Below are 13479 nucleotides of genomic sequence, written 5' to 3' on the forward strand. Positions count from 1 at the left end.
CTTCGTGTAGCCGCTGCCGCAGGCTGCGCACGGGCGCGTAGCGGCCGCCAGGGGGTGGTTGTCCGGGCGCGGGCTGGAAGGCCCCACGGGCCTTTTCGCAGCTTCGCGGGGTCAGCTGCGGCTACAAGGTGGGGGCGGGCAGGTCGCAGGCCATGACCCACATGCCGATCTGCTCCAGGTCGGTGCTGAAGGGTACTTCGCCGACCTGGCGCAGGCCGGCGCTTTCATAGAAGCGCCGAGCGCCGGCGTTGCTCTTGAGCACATCGAGCCACAGGCAGCGCGCGCCGCCCTGGCTGGCCCGTTGCAACACCTGGTCCAGCAGCAGCCGGCCATGGCCCTGGCCGGCCTGGGACTTGAGCAGGTAGATCTTCTGCAACTCGGCCCCGACCCTATCGCTGCCGGGCATGGGCCGGTTCCAGTTGAGCTTGGCGAAGCCGATGGGTGCCTGCTGCGCGTCCAGGGCCAGCAGCCACAAATGTTCGTGCCGGGCGACCAGGGATTGCTCCAGCACCTGGGGCGCGAAGTCCTGGTCGAGAAAACGCTGCATGCCCTCGGCGCTCCAGATCGAGGCGAAATGCTCGCGGTAGGTGGCGCGGCCTATGGTTTGCAGGGCTTCCAGATCGTGCTGCTCGGCTTCTCGGATGGTGATCATGCTGCGTTCCTTGCCAGGTCGGGGTGGCGCAGCTTACTTCGAGCCAGCGTGCCAGGGCCAGAGTGATGGACCAGAGTGCCGGTGCGATGCCCGGGCACGATGGCGGCGGCCCGTGGTCGTAAAGGCAGTTGCCCTTGTCCCGTGCCCGGCCGTTGCCGTGGCCTTCAGGAGATGCCATGAGCCAGGCCGTACTTGCCACCGAAACCAATCGCCGCCAATTGCAGCAGATCATCTCGGGACTGTCCGACGGGGTGATCCTGATCGAGACCGACAAGGCCAGGAGCCTGCTCTGGGCCAACGAGGCGGCACTGGCCATGCACGGGGTCGGCGAAGTCAGCCAGCTGGGTGCCAATGTCCGGGAATACGCCAAGCGTTATGCCTTGCGCTATCGCAACAACCATCCCCTGGCCCTGGACAGCTACCCCATCAGCCGGGTAGCCGCCGGCGAAACCTTCAGCGATGTGGTGGTGGAGGTCCAGGCCGAGATCGACGGCCAGTCCAGGCATTGGGTGCACCGGGTGCGCAGCATGATCCTCACTGATCGCGGCGGCGCCCCGGAATCGCTGGTGCTGATCCTCAGCGATGCCACCGACTGGGCCAGCGCCGAGCAGCGCTTCGAGAAGACCTTCAGCGCCAACCCGGCGCCGGCGGTGATCTGCCGTCTCAGCGACCTGCGCTACATCAAGGTCAACCAGGGCTTCCTGGAAATGACCGGCTACGCCCGGGACCAGGTGATCGGCCGTTCGGTGTACGAGCTGGATGTGCTGGAGGACGCCGAGCACAGGGACCTGGCCATCGAGCGCCTGGGGCAGGGTGCGACCATTCCGCAGATGCAGGCCGAGCTGCGTCTGCCCGAGGGCGGCAGCAAGCTGGTGATCGTCGCTGGCCAGCCCCTGGATATCAACGACGAAGACTGCATGCTGTTTTCCTTCATGGACCTGGAGCCGCGGCGCAAGGCCGAGATCGCCCTGCGCCAGAGCGAGGAGCGCTTCGCCCGCTCGTTCCGCCTGACCCCGGTGCCGACCCTGGTGTGCAGCGCCGAGCAGCAGATCGTCGACGTCAACGAAGCCTTCCTCAACACCTGCGGTTACAGCAGCAAAGAGTTGCTGGGCAAGACCATCGACAGCATCGGTTTCATCGCCGAGCAGGCCGCGGCCCAGCTGTTGTTCGGCCAGTTGGAGAAGAGCGGCCACGTCATGGGCCAGGACCTCAAGGTGCGCAAGAAGGGCGCCGAGCTGATCGACTGCGTGGCCTACGCCGACACTGTGATCATCCAGGACCAGCCCAGCTACCTGCTGGTGCTGATGGATATCAGCGAGCGCAAGCGCTCCGAGCTGGAACTGGTGGGCGCCATCGAGGAGGTGATGCGCGACGCTTCCTGGTTCAGCCAGACCCTGATCGAAAAGCTCGCCAATGTCCGCAACAGCCGTGGCCCTGGCGCCCCGGGCACGTCCTCGGCCGACCTGACCGCCCGCGAGCGTGAAGTACTGGGGTTGCTCTACCAGGGCCTGGCGGACAAGGAGATCGCCGCCCAGCTGCAGTTGGCCCTCAACACCGTGCGCAACCACGTGGCGACCCTGTATTCCAAGCTCGGCGTGCACAGCCGGAGCGAGGCCATCGTTTGGGCCCGCGAGCGCGGGTTGTTCGCCGGAGCCTTGGGCAATGGATCGCGTTGAACGGGTGCGCATGCACTAGTTCGGCTAGTGCAAATGCGCCTTTTACCAGGCGTTGCGGATTTTTAGTCTGTAAACCTGCGCAGGTTCGCTGTCGCGGCCTGGCGCCCGATCAACCACAGCAAAAGGACAGTCGACATGGCGAGCGAACAGCTCAAGGGCAAGGTGGACAAGGCGGCCGGCAAGGCCCAGGCGATGGTGGGTGAACTGCTGGACGATGAGCCGATGCAGGCTCGGGGCATGGCCCGCGAAGCCGCGGGCCAGTTGCAGCAGCACTACGGCGAGGTGCTGGACCGGGGCTGGCGTTGGGCCCGGGAGCGTCCCCTGGCCAGCGCGGCGTTGTTGGCGGGCGTCGGCCTGCTGGCCGGCCTGTTGCTGCGGCGCCGCTGAGATGCCCGGGGCGATTACCCAGGCGCAGCTACGGGCCTGTATCGAACAGCGCCTGGCGCCACTGGCTTGCAGCTTCACTACGGCGGGTGACGGCACCTTGACCCTGCGGGTGTTCGAGCCCCGCAGCGGCCGGGTCGACCTGGTGGCCAGCGGGCTCAGCCTCAAGGCCCTGCGCAGCGAGGCCGATGTGGCGAAGATGATCGACGAACTGCTCTATGAGCTGGACAGCAACTCCCTGGGGCGCATCGACCTGACGCCCTGAGCCTGCTCGATGGCGGCGCCGCTGGCGCTGGACTATAAGCAAAGGGTCGCTGGCCGCGCTCGCGGCCGGCCTTGCGAGTCGGCCCCATGTCCGCAGCCTTTCCCCGCACCGATGGTGGTGAACCGTGAACGCCCGGGTCCAGGGTGTGCCCGGTCGTTTGGACAATATCGTCTTGGTGGCGGACCTGGCCGGTACCGCGGTGTTCGCCGTGGAAGGCGCGATCAGCGCCATGCGCGCCCAGCTCGATCTGCTGGGGGTGATGGTGATCGCCTTCATCGTCGCCCTCGGCGGTGGCGTCACCCGTGACCTGTTGATCGGCGCCAGCCCGCCCAAGGCAGTGGCCGACTGGCGCTATCCGGCCCTGGCCCTGGTGATGGGCGGGCTGGCCTTCGTGTTCCATGAAGGGGTGCTGGGGATTTCCGAGCCGCTGCTGATCCTGCTGGATGCGGCGGGGCTGGGTCTGTTCGCCGTGGCCGGCACGCAGAAGGCCTTGAACGTCGGCATCTCGTCGTTCGTGGCGACCCTGATGGGCACCGTGACCGGGGTCGGTGGCGGGGTGATCCGTGACATCGTGCTGGCGCGCATTCCCCTGGTCTTGCAGGTGGATTTGTACGCCAGCTCGGCCTTCATCGGCGCTGCCACCCTGATCCTCGCCCGACGCCTGGGGCTGGCGCCCATGGCCTGCGCCTGGTTGGCCGGCAGTGCGTGTTTCGCCCTGCGCATGCTCTCGGTGCACTACGGCTGGCAATTGCCCCGGGCCTGATTGGCGCAGACCGCTGCGTGTAGCCGCTGCCGCAGGCTGCGCATGGGCGCGCAGCGGCTATTCGGTGATCAGGTTGGGGTGGCAGTCAAGGCTCAGGCGGGCGCCGCCGCGTTCGCTGGTGCCGACGTCGAGCTTGAAGCCGTGCAGGTCGACGATCGCCGCAACGATCGACAGGCCCAGGCCAAAGCCGCCCTGGGCGTTGTTTTCGTCGACCCGGTAGAAACGCCGGAACACCGCGGCACGCTCCGCCGGGGGAATCCCGGGGCCGGAGTCGAGTACTTCCAGGCGCGGGCTGCCGCCGTCGTCCAGGCCACGCAGGATCACCTCGCCACCCGGTGGGGTGAACTTGATCGAGTTGCTCAACAGGTTGGCCAGGGCCTCGAACAGCAGCGCCCGGTCGCCGACCATGCGCGGCAGGCTCGGCGGCACCTCCAGCACCAGGCTCAGGCGGCCTTCCTCGGCCAGGGGCAGGTAGAAATCATGCAGCTCTTGCAGCAGCGGCAAGGGGTCGAGTTCGAGAAAACCCGAACGGCGCCGACGGTCTTCCAGTTCCGAGATCCGCAGCAACCCGCGAAAACGCGCCATCAGGGTGTCGGCTTCCGCCAGCAGCTGGTCCATCTGCAACGCCTGGGGCGAGCCTTCCTCGGCCTGCTGCTGCAGGCGATAGAGCTGGGCCCGCAGGCGGGTCAATGGGGTGCGCAGATCGTGGGCGATGTTGTCGCACACACCCTTGACCTCATGCATCAGCCGCTCGATGCGCTCGAGCATGGCGTTGACGATGGCCGCCAGCATGTCCAGCTCGTCGCGCCGATTGGACAGCGGCAGGCGCCGGGTCAGGTCGCCGGCGACGATGGCATCGGCGCTGGCCTGGATCTGCCGGATCCGCCGCAACGGCCGGCGGCGCAACAGGTGCCAGCCGGCCGCGCCGGGAATGATGGTCAGGGAAACCCCCCAGAGCAGGGCGTGGAGGATGATCCGGGTCACCGCGAACAGCGAGCCGTTGTCGCGCACCAGCACCAGCCAGCGGCCGTCGCGGGTCAGGGTGGCCACCGCATCGCAACTGTCCCGGGGCAGGCTCGGGTCGTCGGAGTCGATGCAGTTCTTCAGCTCGTGGATCTGGCCGTCCAGGGGCAGGTCCTCGGGGATCTCGCGGATCGGCCCGCTGAGCGGACGGCGCTGGGCGTCGAACAGGCCGTAGGCGTCGATGGCGCGCATGTCGAAGGTCATGCTGGTGGCCAGGGCTTCCACCAACTGCTCGCCCTCGAAGCGGGCGAACAGGTGCTGGCGTTGCATCAGCGAGTGCTTGGCCAGGCTGTCCAGGTAGCTGGAGACCTCGTAGTACAGCACCCCCATGAGGATGCAGCTCCAGGCCACGAACAGCGAGCTGTAGAGCGCCAGCAGGCGGCTGCTGGAGGAGCGCCAGCCCTTAGAGGGGTTCAGCGATGACATAACCCGAGCCTCGCACGGTGCGGATCAGCGGGACCATGCCGGGTGGGTCGATCTTCTTGCGCAGGCGGCCGATGTGCACGTCGATCAGGTTGGTCCCGGGGTCGAAGTGATAACCCCAGACCTCCTCGAAGATCATCATCCGCGAGAGGATCTGCCCGGTGTTGCGCATCAGGAATTCCAGCAGCTTGTACTCGGTGGGCAACAGGCTCAGCAGCTGGTCGGCGCGGGTCGCCTCGCGACTGATCAGGTTCAGCTCCAGGTCCGCCACCCGCAGGCTGGTGTCGAAATCCTTGACCGTGTTCTTGCGCCGCAGCAGCACCTCGACCCGGGCCGCCATCTCGTCGGAGGCGAAGGGCTTGGTCAGGTAGTCGTCGCCGCCGGCGCGCAGGCCGCGCACGCGCTCGTCGACATCGGACAGGGCGCTGATCATCAGGATCGGCGTCGCCACGCCGATGGTGCGCAGGGTGGTGACGATGGCCAGGCCGTCCAGCTCGGGCAGCATGCGGTCCAGGGTGATCAGGTCGTAGTCGCCGCTGACGGCGCGCACCAGGCCTTCGCGGCCGTTGTCCACCCAGTCCACGTCCAGGCCGTGGCTGCTCAGTTCAGCGACGATTTCCCGGGCCGTCACGGCGTCGTCTTCAATGGTCAGAATGCGGGTCATGGGCGAGGCACCTGTTGCAGGGGGTCATGGCACAGGAGGGCATTCTGCCAAGAAACCGCGGCCTGGATTCTAAAAAAACTTTCATCTATCGCACTCACCCCATCATGACCAGTGAAATCGAGCGTCACTGGCCCAGAACGCTGATATCATCTGGCCACTTTTCTTGCCAGGAGGCACGAGCATGGGCAGGGTGATCCAAATGCGCAGCAAACCCGCCTCGCTGCTGTGCCTGGGCCTGCTCCTGTGGCTGGGCAGCAGCGTTGCGCTGGCGGGCAACCAGCCCTGTTCCGGGCGCAAGGGCGGCATCGCCCGCTGCGAAGGCGAGTTGTTCCTGTGCCGCGACGGCTCCATCAGCGCCTCGAAGAAGAACTGCGCGCTGAGGTTCGGCGAACCTGCGCCCAGCTCCCGGGCGCAACCGTTGCTGCGCGACGCCGAGGGTTGCAGTTGCGGCTCCGGCAGCTTCTGCACCGGGCCCAGGGGCGGGGTCTACTGCCTGACGCCCAGTGGCAATAAAAGCTACAAGCGGCGCTAGCCAAGCCGGCGCCGGATCCTTCCATTCCAGACGATCGACGATGAACAAGACCTCCCGTTTCAAACCCCTGGGCCGGTTGCTGCTGGTGAGCCTGGTGCTCAACAGCCTGAGCCAGATCCTGCTGGCATTACCCGCGGCCATCGCCCTGGTCGGCGCCGTGCCGCATCATGCCTTGAGCCTGCTGGTGACCACGGGCGTCAAGATCCTCCTGCTGACGCCGCTGACTGCCGTCATCCCGGGCCTCTTGATGCTCTTCGGCCTGCGCTTTGGCGCCTGGGCCTGCCTGCCGATGTGCATCCTGCTGATGCTCCTGGGGCCTTGGCCTGGAACCAGCATCGGCCAGTTCCTGCTGGGTTACTGGATCATTGCCTGGCTGGGCCGCTTTGCCTGGCTCAAGGGGCGCGAGCTGTACTACTACGCCCGCGCCAAGTCCTGATTCGTCCCGGTTGACCAAGCCGCTGCCAGCGTGTGCTGGGGGCGGCTTTTTTGTTTCGGCGCCTCGCTTGAGTCTTCAAGGTTTGATGAGCGTGGAAATGGAGTTGAAATTACCCGCCATCCGCTAGCCAGTTGGCAACTTTCGGTGAGCGAGGGCTTTCGGGTATTCAAATAAACTTAATGAACGGTGAGTGTAACTTTACAGTACGCGCTCCTGTGCGCTGGGTGGACATTGCTTTGATACTGTTTTTTCATCGTGGATGTTATTCAAGCCTGTTGTTTTTCAAGTGAAGAGTGATCCGGAAGATGGCAATTAAGATGCTATCAAGATAACCATCAGATAACATTTTAATAACATCGTCCTTGATTTTTTCAGTGGTTTTTATCGTTTGCCGTCTCTGGTGGTTGACCGTTTTGGCCAGGTTGAGCTGGGTCAAAGGCTTCTGCTGGCATCGTATAAAGGGCTGGGCCGGTGATGGATAGTTGACTTATCCCTATGCTTTAAAAGCGAATTGCCCAAGTGCTGTTCGCGCTGGGGCGAAGTTGTGCATTGTGGCGTTGCGGGGGATGACGAGTATTGGACGGGCGGCGTCCATTCGATAATAAAATTCATGGGTACACTATCGTTTATTCGAAATAAGGCGTGTAGAGTTTTCGGGTGAACACTCCGGCTATCCATGTATCGTGGCTGGTGTTTTCGTCATTCTTGAGTCGAGGTCTTTACATGTGTCAGCCACTGCGCATGCGGCTTCTTTGTGGGCGAAACATAATAAAACTTGTTGGGCAACAATAATGTTGCGTATTGATTGCCACTGCATAAAGAGGATCAAGGAGATGAATGGAGTGCTTCTACAGGCCATATCCCTGGGGGCGTTCCTGGGCCTGGTGTCGTTGCCTGCGCTGGCGGGAACCCTGGTCGGCCAGGTCGGTGTACGAATGGTCATCGGCGCCGGCTGTACCATCATCAACGGCAGTATCAATGGCGGCGTCAACCAGTGGGGCACGCTCGATTTCGGCAGTCACGCCGATCTCACCAACGTGGTCGATGCCCAGACCGTGGGGGCCAACGGCAACATCCAGATCAAGTGCAGTACCGGCCTGACCCCGAGGTTGACCGTGGATGCCGGGCTGTATGCCAGCGGCGCCCAGCGCTTCATGCGCAGTACCACGACCGCCGCGAGCACCATCGCCTACGCCCTCTACTCGGACAGCGCCCGCAGTTCACCGATCCAGGTGAACATGCCGGTGAATATCGTTACCAGCGGCGCGGCCATCGATATCCCCCTCTATGGCCGCGTGGCTCCCACCGGACAGAGCACCACCACCCCAGCGGCAGGCACCTACACCGACACCTTGCTGGTCACCGTCGCCTGGTAGGGCGCATCCACCGGGTCGCCAACGGGACCTGAGGGTCCAAGGAGGAGCGATGAACCTGAACCCTGTTCATCTTGCAGCCGTGTCCTGCCTGATTGGCTGGAGCCCGACCCAGGCCCAGGTCGCCACCATTACCCTGAAGGCCACGCTGCTCCCGGCCTGTGAGGCGGGCACGGTCGACAGCGGCGGTGCGATCGGCTTCGGTACCCTGGATTTCGGCCAGTACGCTTCGCTGGACAACGCCATCAGCGTGACGGGGCAACAAGGGGCCGGCTCGATCCGGGTCAAGTGCGTGACTGGCCAGTCCTATTCCATCCTGCTCGATGGCGGCCTTCACGGCACGGTTGCCCGGCGCAGGATGGCCAATGCGGCCAACGCCTCCAGCACCCTGATCTACAACCTGTACTCCGACCGGCCTGGGGGCACCGTCTGGGACGATGTGGTGGGCGTCAACGCCGTCGGCAACGGCAGTGACCAGTGGTACCCCATTCATGGCGTGGTGCCTGCGCAACCAACGCCTGGCGCGGGGACCTATCGCGACACCGTCAACGTGACCATCGGCTGGTAACGCGATGTCCTGCCGCTGTCTGGCGCTGCTCGGGTGGCCGGCCTTGTTGGCCTCCCTGGCCGCATGGGGCGATCCGTCGCCGGTCAGCCGCGCCTTCCGGGTCCAGGCCATGGTCACCAACGGCTGTGCCTTCGGCACCCGCCTGAGCAACAACACCTACGACCTGGGGTTACTGGATTTCGGCACGCTGGGCAGCCTGGCCAGGCCGGTGGACATCGCCAGTACCGCGGGAGCTGGCTCCATCGTGCTGACCTGTACCCCGGGCATGACGGTCTCGGTGGCCCTGGACAATGGGCTCAATGCCAGCGGCGGCCAGCGCTACTTGAAACACATCAGCGCCAGCCAGAGGCTCGCCTATCAGTTGTACCAGGACCCGGCCTATTCCCGGGTCTGGGGCAGCGGGGCGCAGGCCCGGACCATCGTCGATTTCCCGCCCGGCACCCAGGTCTACCAGGTCTATGCCCGGCTCCTGGCCGCGGCCCGCATGCCGCCCGCCGGCAGCTACCACGACACCGTCACCGTCACCCTGGCGTTCTGAACCGTCCTGGAGGAAAACCCATGCCCCGTTGCCCATTGGTGTCGAGCCCCGGTCATTGGCTGTTGGCCGGGTTGTTGCTCCTGTGCGGCCAGGTTCAGGCCGCCGGTGCGGTGCTCATCTGGCCGGTCAACCCAGCCATCGAGGCCGATCAGGGGGCCACCGCCTTGTGGCTGGAAAATCGCGCCAGCCTGCCGGTGACCTTGCAGGTGCGGGTGCTGGCCTGGACCCAGGAGCAGTTCCAGGACGTCTACCGCAGCCAGCAGGTGGTGATTCCCAGTCCGCCTTTCGCCACGGTCGAGGCCGGGCGCCGGCAATTGATCCGGCTGATTCGCCTGGGCGCCGCGCCCAACGTGTCGGAGCAGGCCTACCGGGTGCTGATCGATGAAGTCCCCGACGGCTCCGGACCGGCGAGCAAGCAAGCTGGCCTGGCCTTGCAGTTCCAGATGCGCTACTCGATACCACTGTTCATCAGTGCCGCAGGGATCTGGACCCAGCCACGGGCCGACCTGGACCGCGATCCCGCCAGCGCCACCCGGCCGCAGCTGGCCTGGCGCCTGGTGGAGGAGGGCGGCCAGCGTTACTTGCAGGTGCGCAATGACGGGGCGGTGCATGCACGGCTCAGCCGCGTGCGCTGGGAGGGCGCGGGGCGCAGCCTGCCGCTGTTGGATGGCTTGCTCGGCTACGTGCTGCCCGGCCAGCAGATGCGGTGGTTGCTGCCGCCGGGATTGGCCCCGGGCAAAGGCATGAACCTGATGTTGCAACTGTCCGATAACGACGCGGCCGTCCGCGTTCCTGGTTACTGAGGTTGGCCAGCGTGGTTGCCCCGGTCGGTGTGCAGGCTTGCCGTCACCACTGGCTGTCCGTCGGGCTGGCGCTGCTGTCTTGCGCACAAGCGGCGCAGGGGGCGACGGGCCTGCCCCCTGCGCCACGGGCCCTGGCCGACCCGGGAACGGTCCGCTACTACCTCGAACTGGTCATCAATGGTCGCAACAGTGGGCAGGTGGTGGCCGTCAACGCCAGGGATGGGCGCTACCTGCTCGACGCCGCGCTGTTGCGCGAGGCGGGCGTGCGGTTGCCTGGCAACCCCGTCGGGTCGATCGTGCTGGATGATTTGACGGATGTGCAGGTGGACTACGACAGCGCCAGCCAGCAGCTGCGCCTGCAGGTGCCGACCGATTGGCTGCCCCGGCAGCGGATCGAAGACCCGGGACTGCTGGCGCACATTCCGGCGAGCAGCAGCCTGGGGGCGCTGTTCAACTACGACCTGTATTACTCGGCGCCCGCCAACAACGCCACGCCCTATCTGTCGGCGTTGCTGGAGCAACGCGCCTTCGATGGTTTCGCCACCCTTTCCAATACCGGGGTCTATAACCACTACTTCGGCGGGGCCGACAACCCCGGCAACCGTTACCTGCGCTATGACACCTACTGGCGCTACAACGACGAGCAGGCCCTGCGCAGTTACCAGTTGGGCGACTACATCAATGGCGCTCTGAACTGGACGAACCCGGTGCGCATGGGCGGCTTGCGATTCTCGCGCAATTTCGAGGTGCGCCCCGACCTTGTCACCTATCCGCTGCTCAGGTACGACGGCCAGGCCGCGGTGCCCAGTACCGTCGACCTGTTCATCAACGGCTACAAGGCCAGCAGCAGCGACCTGCAGCCCGGTCCCTTCGCCATCAGCAACGTGCCGTATATCAGCGGTGCGGGGGAGGCGACGATCGTGACCACCGATGCCCAGGGTCGGCAGGTGTCGACCAGCCTGCCGTTCTATGTCTCCAATACCTTGCTGGCTCGCGGCTTGAGCGATTTCGACCTGTCCCTGGGACGCTTGCGCGAGGACTATGGACGGCGCAGCTTGGCCTACGGCGACACCGCCGCCAGTGGTATCTACCGTTATGGCCTCAACGATCAGCTGACGCTTGCCGGGCATGCCGAGGCAGCCGGTGAACTGCAATTGCTCGGGGTCGGCAGCGACATCGCCCTGGCCACCTTCGGTACCCTCAGCCTGGCGACCAGCGCCAGCGCTGGCCAGGGCGACAGCGGCCAGCAATACCTGCTCGGGTATTCCTACTATTCGCGGCGCATCGGTGTGAACCTGCAGCATATCCAGCGCAGCGACGGCTACCACGACCTCAGCTCCCTGGGCGGTTATCGCTTGAGCCGGCGTGCCGACCAGGTCAGCGCCAGCCTGAGCCTTGACGGGCAGGGCAGCATCGGCACCGGGTACTTCGATATCCAGGCACGCGATGGCAACCGCACGCGGCTGCTCAACCTGTCGTATAGCCGTTCACTCGGCAACCGCAGCAGCGTCTACCTGACGCTGAACAAGGACCTCGCCGACAGTGGCTACAGCGTGCTTTTACAGTGGGTACTGCCCTTCGAGGTCCATGGGCTGCTGAACGTCGGCATGACCCGTGACAGTCAGGGGCGCTACAGCGAACGCGTGGTCTGGAGCCGGGCCGCGCCCAGCGAGGGCGGGTTTGGCTGGAACCTCGGACAGGGGGGCGGTGCCAGTCGCTACCAGCAGGCGGACCTGACCTGGCGTACGCAGAACGTGCAGCTGCGAGCCGGGCTCTATGGCCAGGCTGGCAACCACACGCGCTGGGCCGACGCCAGTGGCTCGCTGGTATGGATGGATCGCGCGCTGTTCGCCAGCAACCGGATCAACGATGCCTTCGTGCTGGTCAGCACCGGTGGGTACGCCCAGGTGCCGATCCGCTATGAGAACCAGCGGGTGGGCCAATCGGATGAAAACGGTCACTTGCTGGTGCCCTGGGTCGCGGCCTACCACCCGGCGAAGTTCCAGGTCGACTCCCTGGGCCTGCCGGCCAACGTCCGGGTACCGGATGTCGAGCAGCGGGTGTCGGTGCGCCAGGGCAGCGGGGCCTTGCTGGATTTCCCGATGCGCACCGTGGTTGCCGCCAGCATCAGCCTGGTGGATGAGCAAGGTTCGCCGCTGCCGCTGGGGAGTCGGGCCGAGCACCTGGCCAGCGGGCAGCAGGCCATCGTCGGTTGGGATGGCCAGGTGTATTTCGAAGACCTGCAGGCCGACAACCAGCTGCGAGTGCGGCTTGGCGATGGTGGCCTGTGCCAGGCCAGTTTCCGGCTGGACATCCACAAACCCAGCGTCAGCCAGATCGGTCCGTTGCCTTGCCGGGCAGTCAGTGGAGATAACCCATGAACCGATATTCCTCATGCGCCGGCCTCTGTGGCCTGCTGGCCCTGTGTGCCAGTCCGTCGCTGTTCGCGGCCTGCACCACCAGTTCCAGTCGTGGCGACTTCGGCAGCTTGAGCTCCTTTACTGTAGCCAGCACGCCCCAGGCCATCACCTCGACCTCGGGTTTCAAGTGCACCGGCAGCCTGCTGTCGATACTGAGCACCAACACCATCGAAGCCACCATTACCAGCACCACCCATGCACAGGGCTCCAGCCCTCGGCTGTACAACGCCCGTGGCAATGCCTACCTGCCTTACGTCATCTGCAGCGACAGCAGCTGCGGCAAGATCTATAACGTCGGCTCCACGGCCCGTTGGAGCAAGACCACGTTCCTCGGCATCCTCGGGCTGTTCAACGGCCCTGACGGCAGCTTGCCGCTCTACCTGCGCACCGCCACCCGGATGAACCTGCCGGCCGGAACCTACAGCGACACCATTCTCCTGGGCTGGCGTTGGTACCTGTGTGCCGCGGGCGCCCTGGGGGTCTGTATCTACGACGAGGGCAGTGCCACCAGCAGCATCAACGTGACGCTGACGGTGCTCAAGGACTGCTTCATCGACAGCGCCCCGGATGTCAGCTTCGGCAGCGCCGCGCTGGTTTCTGCCTTCACGGCGGTGAACCAGAGCATCGGCGTGCGTTGCACCTTGAACGCCTCCTATAGCCTGGGCCTGGACAACGGCAATCATTTCAGCGCTGGTTGGCGGCGGATGCTCAGCGGCGCCAATGCCATCGAGTACAACCTCTACAAGCCCGGCGACTCGACGGTCTGGACCACGCTCAATACCCAGCGCGGAGTCGGCAGTGGCGTATCGCAGAGCGTGCCTTACCGGGCCATCGGCAACCCTGCCCAGGGCAACGTCCCGGCCGGCAGCTACAGCGATACCGTGCGCGTCATCCTGACCTACTGACCACCCAGGCAGGCGCTGGAGGGTGGCTGCTCTGGCGCTGGCGGTGGCCCGAGA

15 protein-coding genes are annotated in these 13479 nt (G+C 65.3%); 12 read left to right on the forward strand and 3 right to left on the reverse strand.

Features of this window, described 5'->3' with window-relative positions; all coding sequences use genetic code 11:
* Positions 1-121: 121 nt before the first annotated feature.
* Entirely contained in the window at positions 122-652 is a 531-nt protein-coding gene (locus H7A76_RS11820; RefSeq protein ID WP_185698645.1) for a GNAT family N-acetyltransferase, read from the reverse strand.
* 176 nt (positions 653-828) lie between these two features.
* Here H7A76_RS11820 and H7A76_RS11825 point away from each other — a divergent pair, with 176 nt between their 5' ends.
* The 4 genes from H7A76_RS11825 (at position 829) to H7A76_RS11840 (ending at position 3740) form a co-directional block, all read left to right on the forward strand.
* Positions 829-2328: a helix-turn-helix transcriptional regulator gene (locus tag H7A76_RS11825; protein WP_185698646.1), complete on the forward strand. Its 1500-nt coding sequence runs from the start codon at positions 829-831 to the stop codon at positions 2326-2328.
* Between the two features lie 135 nt (positions 2329-2463).
* Complete coding sequence (locus H7A76_RS11830) at positions 2464-2715, forward strand: CsbD family protein (RefSeq protein ID WP_185698647.1); 252 nt, start codon at positions 2464-2466, stop codon at positions 2713-2715.
* Position 2716: 1 nt separating this feature from the next.
* Positions 2717-2977: a DUF1652 domain-containing protein gene (locus tag H7A76_RS11835; RefSeq protein WP_185698648.1), complete on the forward strand. Its 261-nt coding sequence runs from the start codon at positions 2717-2719 to the stop codon at positions 2975-2977.
* Positions 2978-3101: 124 nt separating this feature from the next.
* Positions 3102-3740, forward strand: coding sequence for a trimeric intracellular cation channel family protein (locus tag H7A76_RS11840; RefSeq protein ID WP_083235646.1), 639 nt, complete (start codon positions 3102-3104; stop codon positions 3738-3740).
* A 57-nt stretch (positions 3741-3797) separates the two neighbouring features.
* Here the strand turns inward: H7A76_RS11840 and H7A76_RS11845 are convergent, their stop codons facing one another.
* Both H7A76_RS11845 and H7A76_RS11850 read right to left on the reverse strand, forming a co-directional pair.
* Positions 3798-5189 (reverse strand): sensor histidine kinase, encoded by a 1392-nt coding sequence (locus H7A76_RS11845; protein ID WP_185698649.1) that lies wholly within the window; start codon positions 5187-5189, stop codon positions 3798-3800.
* Positions 5167-5850 carry a response regulator transcription factor gene (locus H7A76_RS11850; protein WP_185698650.1) on the reverse strand — a complete coding sequence of 228 codons (684 nt, stop codon included), beginning with the start codon at positions 5848-5850 and terminating at the stop codon, positions 5167-5169. The genes H7A76_RS11845 and H7A76_RS11850 overlap by 23 nt, the downstream gene beginning before the upstream one ends.
* Before the next feature lie 181 nt (positions 5851-6031).
* On the opposite strand from H7A76_RS11850, the gene H7A76_RS11855 reads away from it, so the two are divergent.
* From H7A76_RS11855 to H7A76_RS11890, 8 genes are all read left to right on the forward strand, one after another.
* Complete coding sequence (locus H7A76_RS11855) at positions 6032-6382, forward strand: hypothetical protein (RefSeq protein WP_185698651.1); 351 nt, start codon at positions 6032-6034, stop codon at positions 6380-6382.
* A gap of 40 nt (positions 6383-6422) precedes the next feature.
* A complete protein-coding gene (locus H7A76_RS11860; protein WP_185698652.1) occupies positions 6423-6818 on the forward strand; it encodes a hypothetical protein in 396 nt (131 codons plus the stop codon).
* An 833-nt stretch (positions 6819-7651) separates the two neighbouring features.
* On the forward strand, positions 7652-8194 hold the full coding sequence (locus tag H7A76_RS11865) for a spore coat U domain-containing protein (RefSeq protein WP_185698653.1): 543 nt from the start codon (positions 7652-7654) through the stop codon (positions 8192-8194).
* 49 nt (positions 8195-8243) lie between these two features.
* Positions 8244-8759, forward strand: coding sequence for a spore coat U domain-containing protein (locus tag H7A76_RS11870; RefSeq protein WP_185698654.1), 516 nt, complete (start codon positions 8244-8246; stop codon positions 8757-8759).
* A gap of 4 nt (positions 8760-8763) precedes the next feature.
* Entirely contained in the window at positions 8764-9297 is a 534-nt protein-coding gene (locus tag H7A76_RS11875; RefSeq protein ID WP_185698655.1) for a spore coat U domain-containing protein, read from the forward strand.
* Between the two features lie 20 nt (positions 9298-9317).
* The gene (locus tag H7A76_RS11880) at positions 9318-10100 is read left to right on the forward strand and encodes a molecular chaperone (RefSeq protein ID WP_185698656.1); all 783 of its coding nucleotides are present in this window, start codon (positions 9318-9320) and stop codon (positions 10098-10100) included.
* An 11-nt stretch (positions 10101-10111) separates the two neighbouring features.
* Positions 10112-12481 (forward strand): fimbria/pilus outer membrane usher protein, encoded by a 2370-nt coding sequence (locus H7A76_RS11885; protein WP_185698657.1) that lies wholly within the window; start codon positions 10112-10114, stop codon positions 12479-12481.
* Positions 12478-13425 carry a spore coat U domain-containing protein gene (locus H7A76_RS11890; protein WP_185698658.1) on the forward strand — a complete coding sequence of 316 codons (948 nt, stop codon included), beginning with the start codon at positions 12478-12480 and terminating at the stop codon, positions 13423-13425. Before H7A76_RS11885 ends, H7A76_RS11890 begins: the two co-directional genes overlap by 4 nt.
* Positions 13426-13479: the final 54 nt, after the last annotated feature.

The sequence above is a fragment of the Pseudomonas sp. MSSRFD41 genome (assembly GCF_014230245.1).
GTDB lineage: Bacteria > Pseudomonadota > Gammaproteobacteria > Pseudomonadales > Pseudomonadaceae > Aquipseudomonas > Aquipseudomonas piscis.